Below are 17,829 nucleotides of genomic sequence, written 5' to 3' on the forward strand. Positions count from 1 at the left end.
CCTCAGCGCTCTCTTTTTCAGCTTTATCCCACGAATATGGTAAACTAAAATCATACATAACCCAACGAAGCAGCAAGGAGGACAACAACATGAACAAGCAGCCGATCTTTTTGCAGCCGGTGTTTCAGGAACGAATTTGGGGCGGGCAAAAGTTGCACACCGACTATGACTATGACGTTCCTTTTGAGAAAACCGGCGAGGCATGGGTGATTTCGGCCCATCCAAATGGGCCGAGCACCATCACCAATGGTATGCTGAAAGGAAAAACATTGAAAGACGCATGGGAAGAGCATGGGGAGCTTTTCAACAAAAAAAAGGAGACCGATGAGGAATACCCGCTCCTGGTGAAAATGCTTGATGCTAACGACGATCTCTCGGTGCAAGTGCATCCCGATGATCAATTTGCCCGGGAAATCGAGGGCCAGCCGTACGGGAAAACGGAATGCTGGTATGTGCTGGAGGCAGAGCCTGGAGCGGAGCTGATTTTGGGCCATCATGCTGTCACCCGTGAAGAATTGGAAAAGATGATGGACAGCGGACAGTGGGGCGACCTGTTGCAGCGGGTCCCTGTGACAGCAGGCGACTTTTTCTATGTCCCAAGTGGCACCATTCATGCAATCGGCAAAGGTATCGTCATCCTGGAAACGCAACAGAGCTCGGATATTACCTATCGCGTATATGATTATGACCGGACAGATGCCAAGGGCGAGAAGCGTGAATTGCACCTGGAGCGTGCCAAACAGGTGACCACAGTGCCCCATCAGCCGGCCCACACCGAACAGGAAGAACGGGTCAACGGTGGCCTCACAGAAAAACGGTTAGTGGAAGCGGATTATTTCTGTGTCGCGCACTGGCAGCTGGATGGCAGCGTGTCCCGCAAGCTGACGGAAGATTTCTTGCAAGTCAGTGTCATCAGCGGTCAGGCAGAACTGACGGCAGGAGAAGAAAGCTACCACCTGGAAAAAGGCATGCATTTCATTTTGCCGCATCAGACAGGGGAGTACTCGTTGGATGGCAGTGCTCAGTTTGTCGTTTCCTGGACACCGTAATGCAACAGACAAGGAGGAGATAAAATGGCAAAATTACTTGGTGGAATCGAAGCAGGCGGAACAAATTTTGTTTGCGCTGTAGGCGATGCAGAAGGGAATGTTCTGGATAAAATAACCCTTCCAACACGGGCTCCTGAGGAAACATTTCAGGATGTAAAGGAGTTTTTTAGCCAGCATGATATCGAGGCACTCGGGGTAGGCGGTTTTGGACCGATTGATCTTGATGAGGTGAGCGCTACATATGGAACTATTTTAAACACGCCAAAAATCAAATGGCAGCAGGTCGATTTGCTAGGCAGGCTGAAGCAGGATATGCAAGTGCCGATCAAATTAACGACAGATGTCAACGCCGCGGCGCTCGGGGAATACCGCTTCGGGGCAGCGCGTGATGTGAAAAGCTGCCTGTATATCACCGTCGGAACGGGAATTGGCGGAGGTTTTATCCATGAAGGAAAGCCGTATACGGGTAAAGACCATCCGGAAATGGGGCATATATTGCTGTCTAAACATAAAAAAGATACGTTTGCCGGCAGTTGTCCGTTCCATGGCGACTGTCTGGAAGGGCTCGCGTCCGGAACGGCGATTGAAGCGCGCTATGGCAAGAAGGGTATAGAACTCACAGACGACCCGGAAGTCTGGGAGATCGAGGCCTATTATCTGGCCCAGGCTGTGATGAATTATCTGTTGATATTGTCACCCGAGAGGATTATCCTCGGCGGGGGAGTAATGAAACAACCCAGCCTCCTTCCGCTGATCCGCGAGAAATTCATCGAGCTGTTTCAGGGATACAGGGATATTTCTGATGTGGAGAAATTAATTGTGGCACCCACACTTAACGGGGATCAGGGAATTCTTGGTGCGATGGAGCTGGTGAACGAAGAATAGGTTGCAGGCTGGTGCTCAGTTTACTGAAGGCAAATATGCTTTGTGTTAAAATAAACAGAAGAGATATCGGAAGAATGAGTTATACTGCAGACATGTTCTGTGAAGTGGTCCTAAAGAAAACAAATGCACCCTATTTTGATTAAGGGAAGCTTAGTTTTCAGGGAAATAGAGAGAAGGAATAAAACCATGTCATACCAACAAACAGGGCGTTTGGCCGAGACTGCCGCCGTGGCTTCCGTCGGTGGAGGCCTGTTTTATTTGGCCAACCTGCCGCTGCCATGGGTGCTTGGCGCATTGACGTTTGTCATGCTGTGGCAGGGTTTTACGCATCGAAAATCAGTCATGCCGCCAGCTGTGAAAAATGGCGGGTTTATGATATTGGGGATGTCGTTCGGGCTGTATTTTACTGCAGAGACCTTTCAGACGATCATCCCCTATTTTCTGCCGTTTCTGATCTTGACCTGCATCTTGATTTTGTTCTGCATCTTTCTGGGAATCATTGTTACCCGGTGGATTAAGGTAGATCAAATCACGAGCGTTTTCTCCAGCATTCCCGGGGGCCTGTCGGAAATGGCAATCGCCAGTGAGGCACTGAATGCCAAGCCCGCCCTCGTGGTGATTTTTCAGACGATGCGGTTGTTAACGGTGTTGTTCATGCTGCCGGCCGCGATGACATTTATTTTTGCCGATCAGGCACAAGGGGCATCCACTGTGATGCCAGCCGGTGATGCATCCTCTGACCTCCTGGGCTACCTCTGGTTTATCATTCCGGCAGGGTTTGCCCTGTTGATTAGGGATAAAATTCCGGCCGGCATCATTATCGGCGCCCTTGGTGCGACGGCCTTGCTGAATGTGAGCCCGGCCGAATTGTCCGCCATTCCATCCCCGGTGCTTGCCGCGGCACAAATAGCCGTCGGTGCGAGCCTCGGAAAAAACATCCTGTTCCGGGAACTAAGGATTGGTGGAAAATATTGTTTTGTTTATCTCGGCCTGTCAATAGTCATCGTGGCGGTTTCCGCCGGTCTGGGTGTGCTGCTGGCGAACGTTACTTCACTGAGCTATATGACTGCTATTCTCAGCCTCGCTCCCGGCGGCTTATTCGAAATGGTGCTGACCGCCTCTGAAGTGGGAGGGAACCCCGCGATTGTCAGCGCACTGCAATTAATGCGGATTTTGCTGATTGTTACTTGTGTTCCACCTTTATTGGCCTGGTATTTCAACAGAAAAGCGAGGAGCCGGGTTGCATAAAATGAAGGACAGGAAATTTTCATGGAGGCGAATAAAATGGTACCTAAAGAGTGGGAGCAGTTGATTAAAAACACATTAGATGAAGCGCTGCAGCCATTATTTGTTGTTGTATTTGGCTCCTATGCAAAAGGAAATGCTCGAAATGATAGTGACCTTGATCTCGCTTATTATTCGGAAAAAACCCTAACGAGTTATCAACGATTCTTATTAGCAGGTGATCTTTCCGAAAAATGCAATGTGGAGGTAGACCTCGTAAATTTAAGAGAAGTTGATACCGTGTTTGCTGCACAAATTTTTTCAACAGGTGAACTGCTGTATTGTACGGATGAAAATGTATTTATCAGGGAGCGTATGAAGGCCTATTCCATGTATGCGAAGTTGAATGAAGAACGCGCTGAAATTCTGCTTGGTATAGAGAAAAGAGGGACCATCCTTGGTTGACCATGATGCCCTGTTAAATAAAGTGGCAAAGATTGAGCGAAGTATTAAACGTATTCAAGAGGTCTACGCAAACAATCCGGATAATTTGGTGGATTTCACGAAACAAGACAGATCATTTTAAATATTCAGCGAGCCTGTGAGACGTCTATTGACCTGGCGATGCATATTGTCAGTGAAAAGAAGCTGGGCTTGCCAAAGTCGAGTCCGAGGCATTTAATTTGCTGGAAGATGCGGGTATCATCAACCATAATTTAGCAACGGCTTTAATGAATATGGTCAGTTTCCGCAATATCGCCATTCATGATTAACAGAATGTTGATCTTAACATATTGCAGTCGATTATTGACAAACATTTAAAGGATTTTACGGATTATACCAAAATTATTCTGAATTTACCGGATGATGTTTGTTAGTTGAGCCTTCTGTTTTTGGTTTGCCAGACTGTTTCACAAAAATATATAGCAGGTCCAAACTTAGCAATTTCACGCAAAAAACTGCGGAACCTTCCTCAAAGGCTCCGCAGTTTTTATTCTACTATTCTATCGTCACACCATCCAACATCAAAATACCCGATGGGTGCATCCAAAAACCTTCCACACTTTCATGCACTGCAGCAATATGCTCCACATGACGCATTAGTGCAAGCGGTGCATCTTCCACTTCAATTTGCTGCACCTCGCTGTATAGCTGTGCACGTGCCTCTTGATCCGTTTCGCTTCTGGCCTCGTCGATCAGTGCATCTACTTCCGGATTGCTGTAGAACGCGCGGTTCCCTGCCGGACCAAGCGAGTCAGAATGGTACAGGTAGTACTGATTGTAATCCCCATCGCCTGTCATATTGGACCAGCCGAGAATGAACATCTCATGATCGCCCGCGGCGGTGGCCTCCAGGTAGGCGCCCCATTCCATTACTTCAATAGTAGCTTCAATACCGACTTCGCTTAACTGACTTTGGATAAATTCTGCCGCATCTCTTCTTGCCTGGTCATCATTTGTCGAGATCGTTGTTTCGAATCCGTCCGGGAATCCAGCTTCTGCGAGTAGTTCCTTGGCTTTTTCCGGATTATGCTCATATCCTTCGAGCTCTGGATCATGCCCGAACACGGCTGGTCCAATCGGCCCCTCTGCAGGGATCCCGACTCCGTTATAGACATGTTCGATCAGGGCATCCATATCGATAGCATGGTTCACCGCCTGACGGACCAATTTGTCATCAAATGGTTCTTTCTGGACATTCATTCCCATATAGTCGACTCCCAGACCTTCCGTGTTGTAAAATTCCATGACATCCGATCCTTCGATACGGCTCACAGAACTTGTGGTAACTGGTTCAGCAATATGTGCATCCCCGGTTTCCACCATGCTGATCCGAGTCTGTGCTTCCGGGATGATTAAGTACTGCACACCGGCAATGCTTGGTGCCTCTCCCCAATAAGAATCATTCGTTGTCAAGTTGAGCTCCGATCCCGGCGTCCAGGACTCGAAAACGAATGGCCCAGTACCCACAGGATTTTCGGTGACAGTGGTACCTCCACTCGCATGCTCTTCAATCGCTGCCGGGCTGATCATTCCGCCGGCATAATGGGCGAGATTTGACAACATCGGTGAGTATGGGTATTCCGTAATTAAACGAATTTTGTAGTCATCCACGACTTCAATTTCACTGATCATATTGAACAGCGAGGCTCTCGGGGAGGCCAGATCTTCATTGACCACCCGCTCCAGATTGGCCTTAACAGCTTCGGCATTGAATGGCTCGCCATCATGAAATTCTACACCTTCACGTAAGGTGAATTCCCAGGTTGTCTCATCCACCCTTTCCCATTCGGTGGCCAGTCCCGGCTGAAACTCCATGTTTTCATCCTGTTTAACTAGTGTTTCAAAGATTTTATTATGAAAAATATTGGCTGATGGAATGTCGGTCCCCAGGTGCGGATCGAGCATCGTAGCATCTGCCTGGGTTGCAATGATGAGCGTCTCTCCGGCATTTTCACCACTTGTTTCCCCGGAGGCATTTTCCGATCCGGGCTCGCTTGCACATGCTGCCAAAATCAGCAGCAGGCTTGCAAAAAGAATTGCTTTTAAAAATTTGCTCATGGTCTACAGCTCCTTTTTCTCTGGTTGATATTAAGTATTCTTGCTGCTTCAGCTTAATTGTTCAAAACCTGTAATTCTTTCGTTGCAGTTGTTAAATTTTCAATTCCGTTTTCTCGAATGACGACTAAATCCTCAATCCTACAGCCGCCCCAGCCGGAAATATAAATGCCCGGCTCCACGGTAATCACCATATCCGGCTCAAGCACCGTCTGGTCGGTGGAACGCATGGCAGGTTTTTCATGAATATCGAGACCGAGAGAATGTCCCAGACTGTGGCCGAAATTGTCACCATACCCGGCATCCCGGATGATCGACCGGCCAATCTCATCCAGTTCGCTGCACACTTTGCCTGGCCCGACATGTTCCAGTGCCACATCCAGTGCATGATTCACAATTTGATAGATTTCCAGCTGTTTTTCTGACGGTTCTCCAAGCACAACGGTCCGGGTAAAGTCGGTGAAATAGCCATTCACAACTGCACCGTAATCCATTTTTACAAACTCTCCTTGCTGGACAATCCGGTCAGTGGCTTGTCCATGTGGCAGAGAAGATCGCTCGCCGGAGGCAATCACATGATTTGCCTTAATGCCTTCTGCTCCGTTTTTCTTCATCACATATTCCAGTTCCAGGCCAATTTCCTTTTCACTCATCCCCGGTTTGATAAAGTGAAGGATGTGGTCAAACGCCAGGTCGCACAGCCGGATGCCTTCCCGAATGCTGGCAATTTCCGATTCGTCCTTCCGCATGCGAATTTCCATAATTGCAGAAGAAATCAGGGAGAATGTAATACCAGATGCGGCTTTTTTTAATGTTTCCATCTCACCAACCGCCAGGGAATCCTCTACCCCGACGTTCTTCAGCTCCAGTTTTTTCAAATGCTCGCCGACACTTTCCGTCAGCTGTCCACCAGGATGCTGAATTACTTCGAAATAATCAGAACTCTTTGTTTCTGCTTCCACATAATAACGGAAGTCGGTTAAGAGCAAGGCTTCTGACTCTGTAATAATCAAGGCGCCGCTCGAACCGGCAAAATCTGCAAAATAACGACGGTTTTCCCTGGAAAAAATCACGACTGCTTCCAAATCTTGCTTGTGCATTGCTTCTCTCAGCTTGGCCAATCTTGTGTTCATATCAATATCCATCCCCCACTTCTCATAATTTTTTTACATTTATGTTTATTAATTAGATAGTATATGTAATTGGAAACAAATTGTCAAGCTATTTTCAAAAATAAACATCTAATTGTAAGGGGTTTCTCTTCATACCTTTACTAACTCAAGAGGAAATGAAAAAAGAATAGTCAATTTGCAGGAGGACGGTAATCCTTGATTTGGCGCAGTTTTTGTCGTATTTTGTCGTACCAGATAAGTGGAAATAGTAAAAATACCTATTGACATATAAAAGACGAAGCTATAGAATATACAACAATTTCATTTTTTAGCCAATTAAAGTAAATCTGTACCTTTTGCCAGGGTTGGTGCAGATGAAGGAGGAAGAGTAAACTGAATTCGCACGTTGGTAAACAATTAAAAGAATAGAAGGATGTGTGTTTGTGTTGAATGAACCTTTGGTTGCTGCAGCTTTAATTTTTGCATTATTCGCATTAGGTGAGTTTATTTCTGTGATTTCCAGAGCAAGGGTGCCGATGCTATTTGTGGTGATGATGGGCTATCTGCTGCTCTTGTGGACAGGGATTTTTCCGCAGGACATCGTGGACAGAGCCAGTTTCACCGCGTTTGCCTCGTTGCTTCCTGCCGTATTGATTGTACACATGGGGACGATTATCCCTCTTCAGCAGCTGAAGGAACAGTATAAGGCGGTGCTGATTGCATTATCGGGAATTGTTATTGCAGCGATCCTGGTTATGGCGATCTGTATTCCAATCATTGGCTATACCTCTGCCATCGCGGGAATCGGGCCGTTATCAGGAGGAATCATTGCCCACGTCATCACGGTAGAAAAACTGACAGAGATGGGGCTTGTCGGCTTAGTTACCATTCCCTCCATGGTTCTTGCATTGCAAAAATTTATTGGAATGCCGTTGGCGACTTATTTTTTGCGAAAACGGGGAGTTACGGTGCAAAAAGAAATCAGTCAGGCAGGAGGAGTTGCTGCCTCCGCTGCTGCCCTTGAAGAAGAAGAGGCAAAGAAGAAAACAAGTGGAAGAAAGAGTCTTCTGCCGGAAAAATATCAAACTCAAGTTATCTTGCTGTTTCAGGTCTTTCTTGGTGCTGCGATCGCAGTAAGTCTGGACTCGCTTACAGGCATTAATTACAGCCTCTGGGCACTTGCACTGGGACTCATCGGGACCCATTTCGGTTTCTATACAGGGAATATCATGCAGCGTGCCAATTCATTTGGAATTTCCATGGCTCTGTTAATTGTCGTGGTGATGGGTTCGATGAACGGGATTACTCCGGGGATGTTCGTTGGCTATCTCCCGGAAGTATTGCTGATCATGAGTGTTGGTGTGGTCGGGATTATGCTGGGTGGCTACTTTATGTCCAAACTAGTGAAATGGGATCACAACAAGGGTATGCCGGTTGCGCTGACCGCGCTTTTTGGTTTCCCGGCTGACTATATTGTCTGTGATGAAGTAAGCAGAAGTGTGAGTTCCAATGAAACGGAACAGAAAGCAATATTCGATGAACTTCTGACACCGATGCTGGTTGGCGGCTTTACAACTGTGACCATTGCATCGATTGTTATCGCCAGTATTTTGGTTGGAACGCTTTAGGAGAACCCGGAACTTCAACCGGAGAGCATGAAACTTCAGGTCGAGTGCGCAAACTTCCGGCCGAGAACGAGAACTTCCGGTCGAGAGCGTAAACTTCCGGTCGAGAGCGCGAACTTCCGGTCGAGAGCGTAAACTTCCGGCCGAGAGAGCAAACTTCCGGTGAGAGCACAAACTTCCGGCCGAGAGCAGAAACTCCAACCGGAGAGCGAAAACATAAGCCAGAAAAATAAGAATGGAGCGGATGAAAAATGACCTACACACTGGTAAAGAACGGTACATTGATTGATGGAAAAGGCGGCGAACCGGTAAAAGATGCGGCAGTACTCTTAAAAGACGGAAAAATTGAAGCAGTCGGCAAACTTGGTGATTTGCCGCAAGTCGATGCAGAGGTACTTGATGCAGACGGTGGCTTTATCCTGCCCGGATTGATCGACACGCATGTCCATATGATGATGGAGCAAAAGCCCCTCCAGCAGAAAATGCAGACACCGTTTTCGTTTAAATTTTATCAGGCAATCGACTATTTCAAAAAAACCATCGACGCAGGGATTACTTCCGTTCGTGATGCCGGCTTTACGGATGCCGGGGTGAAGCAGGCAGTGGAAGAGGGACTTGTGCTCGGGCCCCGTATGCAGATCAGTGTTAATCCGCTGACGATCACAGGCGGTCATGGAGATAAGTGGATGCGATCCGGTATTGACCTCACTGACCCGTCGTACCCGGCGATGCCGAGCGGTCTCTGTGACGGTCCGGACCAGGTTCATCAGAAGGTGAGGGAAATGCTGCGGGCAGGAGCCGATATTATCAAAGTGCATGCAACCGGCGGAGTAATGAGTCCGACCGATCACCCGGAATTCACGCAATTTTCCCAGGAAGAGCTGGAAATTATGGTGCGGGAGGCCACCTACCGCCGCGGTGTCAAGGTGATGGCACATGCTCAAGGAGCAGAAGGGGTGAAAAACGCCGTTCGGGCCGGCATCCATTCCATTGAACACGGCATCTACCTCGATGATGAAGCAATTGAGCTGATGCTGGAGCATGGCACATATCTGGTCCCGACATTGCTCGCACCTGTATCCGTGCTGGAACAGGCGGAGTCAGGTAGTATCCCTCCATATGCACTGGAGAAATCACGTGAAGTGGTGGACATCCATAAAGAAAGCTTCTCCAAAGCCTACAAAGCAGGCGTAAAAATTGCGATGGGCACCGATGCCGGCGTCATGCCGCATGGCACAAATTTGCGCGAACTTGACTTGATGTGCCAGGCCGGCATGACTCCAATGGAAGCAATCGTCGTAACAACCAAAGTAGCTGCGGAATGTATGGGCTGGGGCGACCAGCTCGGCACGGTTGAACCAGGAAAGAAAGCGGATCTCGTTATTGCAAGCACGGACCCGATCACCAATATTCGCGGTCTGGAAAATACCGATAACATTGTGACAGTAGTGAAGGACGGAAACGTAGTGAAAGATGTGCGGGAGAAAGTGACTGCAAGGGTTTAATTCAAAGAAGATGCCTGTCGGCTGGTGACAGGCATCTATTATTATAGAAGAAATAGTAAAAATGGCTCAGACAGAATTCGCTAAAATATTTCCCGGGTAATAAATCGTATCAGCTATTGTTGAGGAACTGTTATTAAGACGTAACATGAACACGGGCAGGGGGTGCAATCATGGAAATTCGTGAGATCCAGGAAAAAGACAATAGAGCAATGGAGCAAATTATTAAGCGATCATTGGAATCATTTGATTTAAACATTCCAGGAACAGCCTATTTTGATCCCCAATTGGGAAATCTAGCCCAATTTTACAAGCAGCAATCAAATGCAAGATACTGGGTTATAGTGAATGAACAGGATGAAGTGGCGGGTGGAGTGGGTATTGCGCCATTTGCACGAAAGTCGGGGGTTTGTGAACTGCAAAAGCTTTACGTTAAACCTGAAGCTCAAGGTATGGGGTCGGCTAGGGAACTGATGAATGTGGCACTTGGTTTTGCCAAGGAACATTATACATACTGCTACTTAGAAACAATGGGCAAACTCCAAGCAGCGAATCTTCTTTACTCCAAACTAGGTTTCCGGCTTCTTGAAAGCCCACTGGATGGTTCAGAGCATGGGACGATGGACGCTTGGTATATAAAAGAATTATAGTTGATTACCCTGCCGCTGCGGAAATACCCTTCGCTTTCCGCGGGAGCTGGTGAGCCTCCTCGTGCTGTCGCACTGCGGGGTCTCACCTATGCTTATCATCCCGCAGGAGTCTCAGGGTATTTCCTCCGCTGGGTGATGTGCCTTTTAAAAGCAAGCAACAACTATCCACTTTGTAGCAATAAACCTTACGAATAGAGCCAAAACGAACAGCTATTAAATGAAAAAGCCGCATTCATCCACTGAGAAATGCGGCTTTCAGGGCGTTAAGTGCAAAATATTTCATTCTGAAGGAGGCCGGCTATTTGAATTTTTTACCATACCTTTCAAATATCTATCTAATGCCTTTTTCTCATCCACGCTTCGAGGTTTCAGCCAATCTTCCATATCCGCAGGAAGAACAATTTTTTCTTCCTTGGTATCTTCATTTGATGGGTGCTTCGATGATTTACTTAGCGTGAAACGGCGCTCCTTTCCATGTACTTTTCCTTATAGTTTATAATATTTTCGAAAAATTATAAAGGGGTAGTTTGTATGCCTCATTTCCAGTATGATTAAATTATCAGAAGAAATAGGAGAGAAAACAATGAATCCATCAACGGTAAGTGAAATTTTTACTGAACTAAGAGAAAGCAAGAAAGTAGAAGAAGCCTTGGCATTTATCAAAACAGACCACGAAAATACGGTTGCGGAGCAGATAACGATCACCGAAATACCTGCACCGCCATTCAAGGAGCAAATACGGGCGGAGGATCTTCTCAAGCGATTGAAAGACCTGCAGCTTGAGGACGTTCAAATGGACGCGGAAGGAAATGTCTTCGGTGTCCGCCGCGGAACGGGAGGCGGACCGACATTGTTTGTTTCGGCCCACCTGGATACGGTTTTTCCGGAAGGGACAGACACAGCGGTCAAGGAAGAAGGCGGGATTCTTTACGCACCCGGGGTCGGCGATGATACGAGAGGGCTGGCGGAGTTACTGTCGCTCGTCCGCGCTTTTCAAGAGGCGGACATCCAGCATAAGGGTGATATTATTTTCGGTGGTACGGTTGGAGAAGAAGGAGCTGGCAATTTGCGCGGGGTAAAAGCGTTTTTTGACCAACAGGCGAATGTGGATGGCTACATATCAATAGATGGACCGGACTGGGAGAATATTATTTATCTAGGGACAGGCAGTTACCGATTCACAGTCACATACAAAGGCCCAGGCGGCCACAGCTTCGGAAATTTTGGCGAGCCAAGTGCGACACACGCGCTGGGGCGGGCGATTGCTGCGATTGCTGAACTGAGAACAAAAGAGGAGCCCAGGACAACATTCACAGTCGGCGAGGTGTCTGGCGGAACATCCGTCAATGCCATCGCCGCAGAAGCAAGCATGACGGTGGATTTGCGCTCCAATGACAAAGGGGAGCTGCAAGGGCTGGCGAATCATTTTCTAACGATTGTCCAGGCAGCCTGTGATGCGGAAAACCAACGATGGAACAGCGACAAGCTAACCGTAGAGATCGACCAGTTTGGCGATCGCCCGTCTGCCAGCCAGTCAGCGGTGGCCGCAATTGTGCAGGCATCAAGTGAAGCAATCCGCTCCCTTGGCGGCCAGCCGGAATTAGTCGGGCCGAGCAGCACGGACGCCAATTACCCGATGAGTTTGGGCATCCCCGCTGTCACATCCGGAACAGGCGGAAAGGCAGGCGGCGCGCACACGCTTGGGGAATGGTATGACCCGGCAAACGGATATGTTGGAGTGCAAAAACATCTTCTGTTGATTCTTGGGCTGATTGGTGTTGATGGGGTGAGTGAGGCTTTATTGGAGCAAAGGTGAATTCAGGTTGGGAATGAAGAAAAGGAAAAGCATTAAACGATGGGTTACTTGGGAAGTGTAGGATAGTGACTGTTAGGATAAATTTTTCTTCTGATTTTTGAAACTTCATAAGTGTACTTACGTATTTATATGTAGTATTTGATAAATCAGAAACGGATGTGATTACAAATGAATAAAAGAAAGATCCTGATTTATGCTCTATGGCTTTACGGTTTAAGCTTCGGTTTTGCGGCGCTGTTTTTCCTTAGCGGTCTCGGAAGTAACATGATTCTATTAAGCTTGTTCATGCCAGTGTATATGTTTTTTCCACTGATTGCCGTCTTTATCGTGCAAAAATTGATCTACAAAGAAGCCGTCGCCCGACCGCTATTGCTCACCGGAAAGCCAAATTGGTGGTGGCCGGTTGCTGCGATCCTTCCGTTATTGCTTGTTGGATTAACCGCATTGGTCGCTATTTTGTTCCCGGGTACAACACTTGATTTGGGGATGGAAAATTACTTAGGTATGCTTGATGGAGCTACTGCGGCAGCAATGACAGATTTGTTTGAGATGCTGCCATTCCATCCGCTATGGTTACTCGCAGGTCAAGCCTTTATTGGCGGAATTACCATCAACGCCCTTTTCGCTTTTGGAGAAGAGATTGGCTGGCGCGGTTTTCTGCTCCGAGAGTTCCAGGCGCTTGGTTTTTGGAAAGCATCTTTGCTGATCGGACTGATGTGGGGACCGTGGCATGCACCGCTGACACTTTTTGCTGGTCACAACTATCCAAGCACTCCTGTTTTCGGAGTCCTGATGATGACCGTGTTCTGTATGCTTATCTCACCGATCATTTCTTTCATTACCATTAAATCACGCTCCGTGTTAGCGGCTGCATTCTTTCATGGTGTCATCAATGGCAGTGCTTCCCTCGGCATTATGATCGTAGCCGGCGGAAATCCGGAATTGCTCAACGGGTTGACAGGACTAGCCGGTTTCATAGTTTTGCTGGTGGTGAATGGACTCATTTTTATTACAACGCGAGGCACGATTAACGAGAATTACAAGGCAGTTTTTGCGCGGGCGGAGCGCACCACTTAAATATGGTCGATGATAGAGAAAGATAGGAGGAAGAAAATGAAATATCGCGGAATTGCGCCAAATGAACGGATTCACACGCTGGATATTATTCGCGGGATTGCGATTCTGGGGATTGTCCTTGCGAACATGATGCATTTCAAATCATTGGGGCAGCTGGATCCGTTTATTTTGGTTGATGGGTATCAATTGCCGGATGGGCTTTTTAATCAGGTTAGTTCCTTAATTATTACGTTTTTCGTTGAAGGCAAGTTTTACCCGATGTTCTCGCTTCTGTTCGGCTTAGGCTTTTATATTTTTTATGACCGTTTGCTGCAAAAGGATGTACGTGCGGGCCGGGTGTTTTCACGCAGGTTGACCTTTTTGCTTATTCTGGGGCTGATTCACCTTATTTTCTTTTGGCATGGCGATATTTTATTTACATACGGGATAACGGGCTTTTTCCTCTTGTTTTTCATTTCCAGAAAGCCGAAAACCATTATGATTTGGTCCGTGGCTTTGCTTGCGGTGTCCAGTTTGGTCGTAAGTCTTTTATATGTGCTGATTGGGTGGGGCACGCATTTTGGACTCGAAACAGGCACCATCCCCGCTTCCGATTTTCAGGCAACGAATGAAGCGACGATGGCGGTGATGGCTGAAGGCGGCTACTGGGAAATTGTTGGGTTTCGACTCGTCGGGTCTATCTCTGCGATTTTTGGAAATATCTTCTTGATGCCGACCATTTTGCCGCTGTTTCTTATTGGGTTATATATGGGGAAAACCGGTATGTTCCATGACGTGGAAGCACATCTCGGCCGTTGGAAAAAGATATGTATACATAGTTCGTGGATTGGGATCGTTTTTTCGGTGCTGACAACAGCGATGATGCATGGCCTCACACCAATGCCTGCTTACATCGCATTTGGATTAGGTTTTGGCATACGCATGTTCACCGGGCCAATTCTGATGCTTTTCTATGTATCCGCACTCGTGCTGCTTTTAAGGAAGGAAACGAGGCAGAAGATTATGAAGCTATTTGCAGCTGTCGGACGCATGGCGCTAACAAATTATCTGATGCAGACGCTGATTTTGGTCTTTATTTTCCATGGTTATGGGTTGGGGCTTTACGGTCAGGTTGCGAGCGGTGTCGGACTTCTCCTATCTGTTGGGGTGTATGTGCTCCAAGTCATCCTAAGTACATTGTATTTGAAGAAATTCAAGCAGGGACCGCTGGAAGCGTTATGGCGGAAGTGGACGTATAGGAATGTGTAGCTGACAGTTTTAGATTTGATGAACTCCAAGAACTGTTTTATAAATCGTTATAGGAGTTGAATAAACGTGAAGATGAATTTAATTTTAAAGAACATATTGGAAAAGCTGGTTGGCGCCAGCTTTTCCATCTCCGTCTTTTTTATAATTATGTTCATCTCTACTGGTTTTAACTTATTTGAATTTCATGAGCTAATAGCATCTCCTTGGATTTGGGCGGTTATTTTTGGGTATGGATTAATAAGTTCATTCCTTATTGATTGGATAGGAATGTTTATCCCTCGATTTACAATTACAAAACAGATTGGATTGTATATATTATTTGGGTATTTAATTTTTCTGGTACCGTTATCCCTCCCATTTCTATTGATTGGTGGTACAATTGGAGCTTTCTTCTCTCTTCTATTTTTATTTGGGAAACAGAAGTTAAAGGTTACAAAATGGTATAGCTGGATTGTATTTGTTGTTCCTTTGCTTTGCATGGTGATGATCCCGTTTGATTATACGAGTAAGCAAGGATGGGATGAGACATGGGGAGATAATTTTGCAGAGATAGAGTACGAATATTTTAATGGCGAGCATTTAATTCCTATTCATGGCAAACCAGGCGATAAGATTTATTTTGAAGTGGAACATCATTTTAGCTTTGGCAATAGTTATGGAATGTCACTGTATGATAAAAATAGCGAAAGAACAGGTATGACCCCAGTGAATGATGATCACGATGTATTTAGCACACATTTTGAAGAGGAAACGGTTAGATTTATTGTTGTTCGAGCGATAGATGGACATGATGGGGAAATTAGGGTTAATTGGTGGAGATAGGGTTACGTATCAGCTTTTCTACTTGGATGAAAAGTATCAACGAAAAAAAGACCGCTCCCCGCGGTCTTCTCACACAACCATCCGTTATTCTTCCACCTGCTTCTTAAACTCCTGATAAACATTACTCACTTCAGGCCCGATAACAATCTGCACATGTTCATTGTCAATTCTCACAACACCGTGTGCCCCGGTTTGTTTGATTTTTTCTTCATCGACAACGGACGCATCCTTGACGACCAGGCGCAGACGGGTCATGCAGTTTTCATAGTCTACCAGATTTTCTTTGCCGCCGACACTCTGGAGAACTTTTTTCGCCATGTACTCGTATTTGCCATGGCTCAACTCCAGGTCTTTCTCTTTTTCTTCGCGTTCTTCACTGAATGCCTGATCATCTTCTCTGCCTACCAATTTAATATTTCTCCTGACAATCAGTGTGTAGAACGTGAAGTAATAGAGTACAAAGAACGCCAGACCGACTGGAATGATCATCCATCCGCTATCGGCTATCCCGAGATTCAATGCGTAATCAATTGCACTCCCGCCCCAAGAGAATCCATGCCGGACGTCCAGTAGATACAGTGTTGCTCCGGCGAGTCCGGTATAAACGGAGTGGATGAAAAACAGCAGTGGTGATGTGAACAGAAAACTGAACTCGATTGGCTCCGTCAGCCCGGCTACAACCGATGTTAAACTCCCTGAACTCATCAAAGCCTTTGTCTCTTCTTTTTTCTTCTTATGCGCCGCTCTCGTGATGGCTAATGCAATTGCCGGAATACCAAAGATCATGATGACGAAAAAGCCGCCCAAAAAGTATCCCGCTGTCGGGTCCCCGTTAAGGAAACGGGTGATTTCCCCAGTCACTACTTCTCCGCTTGCTGTTTCATAGCTTCCCAGACCGAAATAAATGTACGTGTTAAGCACATGATGCAGCCCGAATGGCAGCAGGAAACGGTTCAGAAAGCCGAAAATGAAAATGCCGAGTGCACCTAGTCCGACCAGACCCTGTGCCATGGAATCAATTGCTGCCTGGGCATATGGCCATACTAACACCGAAACGCCGGTGACAGGAATCATGGTTACAATGATCATCGTAATCGGAAATTTTTCGCCGCCAAAAAAGGAAAAGATATTCGGCAGCCTTGTATCTTTAAAACGATTATAGATAAAGGCAGCGATTAACCCGGATAACACTCCACCGAACACACTCATATTCAACTCTGGATTAATAATCGCCAAACCTTCGTTTAAAATCGCGATGGCGATGAAACCGGTTAATGCTGGAATTCCCCTGTCCTTGGTTTTGGCAAGCCCCATCGCGATACCAATTGCAATCAGAATGTCCATGTTACCGAAAACAGCCCCCGCTGCCTGCACCAGCGGCCAGTCAAGCAAGTCTTCCGCGCTGATGCGGAACAGAATCCCCGCAGCAGGCAATGCCACAATTGGAATGAGCATCGATTTCCCCAAGTTTTGCATGAAACGTCTCATGGATTATTCCCCTCTCCCTAAATCTTGGTAAGTTATCAATTCAAAATGTTCCTTATTCCTGAGTTTCTCGATTGTTTCCGGATGCGTCATGGCTGCCAATTCCTCCAGGCGCGGTGTGGCATAGGAGGAATTTTCCATAATAAATTTATCCAGGTATGCCGGATGGCACATGATTTCCACCGTCTCTGCACCACTGTACTGTTCCAGGATTGTCGGTGTATCCGCTAACATTATTTCCGGATTATATTCAAACTGATCGGTTGTCACAAGCTTGCTCCCTGTTGCTTCCTGATCGAAATTGTTTCTCACCGGAAGCTGATATTCCTCCGCCAGCCGGATGAAAACAGGAAGGATCGACTCTCGGTTATTGATGTGATGATGGCTGTCCAAATGGGTTGGACGGAGCCCGGAAGCGAGAAAAGCCTCAATTTGCGCTTTCCATTCCCGGTATAATTCATCTGGATTGATATAAGCTTTGCCCTGATAATGGTGCAGTTTTTTAAAATTGCCATCTGCATCGACCAGTGTCTGGTGATGATCGAGCAGCGGCCTCCCGCACGTTAGGGTGAGATGGATGCCGATTCCCAGACTCTTGTGCTGTTTGCCAAGTTCAAAAGCATGCTCTAACCCAGGCATATTGGTCAGACATGTTGTGGAGGTGAGCACCCCTTTTGTGTGTGCATCGATGATTCCATAGTTGACTGCCCGTGAGTAGCCGAAATCATCGGCATTGATGATCAGTTTTAACATGATTGCACCTCTCTCTAAAGGT

The 17,829-nt window shown here is 46.8% G+C and carries 16 protein-coding genes and 1 pseudogene; 13 read left to right on the plus strand and 4 right to left on the minus strand.

All coding sequences use genetic code 11. The features are described from left to right. Positions 1-89: 89 nt before the first annotated feature. From manA to hepT, 5 genes and pseudogenes are all read left to right on the plus strand, one after another. Entirely contained in the window at positions 90-1,049 is a 960-nt protein-coding gene (gene manA, locus CEG13_RS02740) for a mannose-6-phosphate isomerase, class I (RefSeq protein WP_100010222.1), read from the plus strand. A 24-nt stretch (positions 1,050-1,073) separates the two neighbouring features. After that, complete coding sequence (locus CEG13_RS02745; protein ID WP_100010223.1) at positions 1,074-1,934, plus strand: ROK family protein; 861 nt, start codon at positions 1,074-1,076, stop codon at positions 1,932-1,934. 186 nt (positions 1,935-2,120) lie between these two features. Beyond that, entirely contained in the window at positions 2,121-3,182 is a 1,062-nt protein-coding gene (locus CEG13_RS02750; RefSeq protein ID WP_100010224.1) for an AbrB family transcriptional regulator, read from the plus strand. Positions 3,183-3,218: 36 nt separating this feature from the next. Beyond that, a complete protein-coding gene (mntA, locus tag CEG13_RS02755; RefSeq protein ID WP_100010225.1) occupies positions 3,219-3,623 on the plus strand; it encodes a type VII toxin-antitoxin system MntA family adenylyltransferase antitoxin in 405 nt (134 codons plus the stop codon). Next, positions 3,616-4,036 (plus strand): annotated as a pseudogene (gene hepT / locus CEG13_RS02760) (type VII toxin-antitoxin system HepT family RNase toxin). Before mntA ends, hepT begins: the two are co-directional and overlap by 8 nt. Positions 4,037-4,157: 121 nt before the next feature. Here the strand turns inward: hepT and CEG13_RS02765 are convergent. Both CEG13_RS02765 and CEG13_RS02770 read right to left on the minus strand, forming a co-directional pair. Beyond that, on the minus strand, positions 4,158-5,720 hold the full coding sequence (locus CEG13_RS02765) for a glutathione ABC transporter substrate-binding protein (protein WP_100010226.1): 1,563 nt from the start codon (positions 5,718-5,720) through the stop codon (positions 4,158-4,160). A 53-nt stretch (positions 5,721-5,773) separates the two neighbouring features. Then, the gene (locus CEG13_RS02770; protein ID WP_158234637.1) at positions 5,774-6,850 is read right to left on the minus strand and encodes a M24 family metallopeptidase; all 1,077 of its coding nucleotides are present in this window, start codon (positions 6,848-6,850) and stop codon (positions 5,774-5,776) included. Positions 6,851-7,272: 422 nt separating this feature from the next. On the opposite strand from CEG13_RS02770, the gene CEG13_RS02775 reads away from it, so the two are divergent. The 8 genes from CEG13_RS02775 to CEG13_RS02805 all read left to right on the plus strand — a co-directional run bounded on the left by CEG13_RS02775 (position 7,273) and on the right by CEG13_RS02805 (position 15,569). After that, positions 7,273-8,457, plus strand: a complete 1,185-nt coding sequence (locus CEG13_RS02775; RefSeq protein WP_100010228.1) for a hypothetical protein — start codon at positions 7,273-7,275, stop codon at positions 8,455-8,457. Between the two features lie 248 nt (positions 8,458-8,705). Beyond that, entirely contained in the window at positions 8,706-9,959 is a 1,254-nt protein-coding gene (locus CEG13_RS02780; protein ID WP_100010229.1) for a metal-dependent hydrolase family protein, read from the plus strand. A gap of 170 nt (positions 9,960-10,129) precedes the next feature. After that, positions 10,130-10,606, plus strand: a complete 477-nt coding sequence (locus tag CEG13_RS02785; RefSeq protein ID WP_100010230.1) for a GNAT family N-acetyltransferase — start codon at positions 10,130-10,132, stop codon at positions 10,604-10,606. A 302-nt stretch (positions 10,607-10,908) separates the two neighbouring features. Then, positions 10,909-11,064, plus strand: a complete 156-nt coding sequence (locus CEG13_RS18670; RefSeq protein ID WP_158234638.1) for a hypothetical protein — start codon at positions 10,909-10,911, stop codon at positions 11,062-11,064. A gap of 125 nt (positions 11,065-11,189) precedes the next feature. Next, entirely contained in the window at positions 11,190-12,422 is a 1,233-nt protein-coding gene (locus tag CEG13_RS02790; protein ID WP_100010231.1) for a M20/M25/M40 family metallo-hydrolase, read from the plus strand. 168 nt (positions 12,423-12,590) lie between these two features. Beyond that, positions 12,591-13,499: a CPBP family intramembrane glutamic endopeptidase gene (locus CEG13_RS02795; RefSeq protein ID WP_100010232.1), complete on the plus strand. Its 909-nt coding sequence runs from the start codon at positions 12,591-12,593 to the stop codon at positions 13,497-13,499. A 36-nt stretch (positions 13,500-13,535) separates the two neighbouring features. Further along, entirely contained in the window at positions 13,536-14,747 is a 1,212-nt protein-coding gene (locus CEG13_RS02800) for a DUF418 domain-containing protein (RefSeq protein ID WP_158234639.1), read from the plus strand. A gap of 66 nt (positions 14,748-14,813) precedes the next feature. Continuing rightward, positions 14,814-15,569: an ABC transporter permease family protein gene (locus tag CEG13_RS02805; RefSeq protein ID WP_100010234.1), complete on the plus strand. Its 756-nt coding sequence runs from the start codon at positions 14,814-14,816 to the stop codon at positions 15,567-15,569. A gap of 84 nt (positions 15,570-15,653) precedes the next feature. Here CEG13_RS02805 and CEG13_RS02810 read toward each other — a convergent pair whose 3' ends face one another. Beyond that, the gene (locus CEG13_RS02810; protein ID WP_100010235.1) at positions 15,654-17,057 is read right to left on the minus strand and encodes a PTS transporter subunit EIIC; all 1,404 of its coding nucleotides are present in this window, start codon (positions 17,055-17,057) and stop codon (positions 15,654-15,656) included. Positions 17,058-17,060: 3 nt separating this feature from the next. Then, the gene (gene chbG, locus CEG13_RS02815; protein ID WP_100010236.1) at positions 17,061-17,807 is read right to left on the minus strand and encodes a chitin disaccharide deacetylase; all 747 of its coding nucleotides are present in this window, start codon (positions 17,805-17,807) and stop codon (positions 17,061-17,063) included. Positions 17,808-17,829: the final 22 nt, after the last annotated feature.

Origin of the sequence: Lentibacillus sediminis (genome assembly GCF_002763455.1) — a bacterium.
GTDB lineage: Bacteria > Bacillota > Bacilli > Bacillales > Amphibacillaceae > Lentibacillus_D > Lentibacillus_D sediminis_A.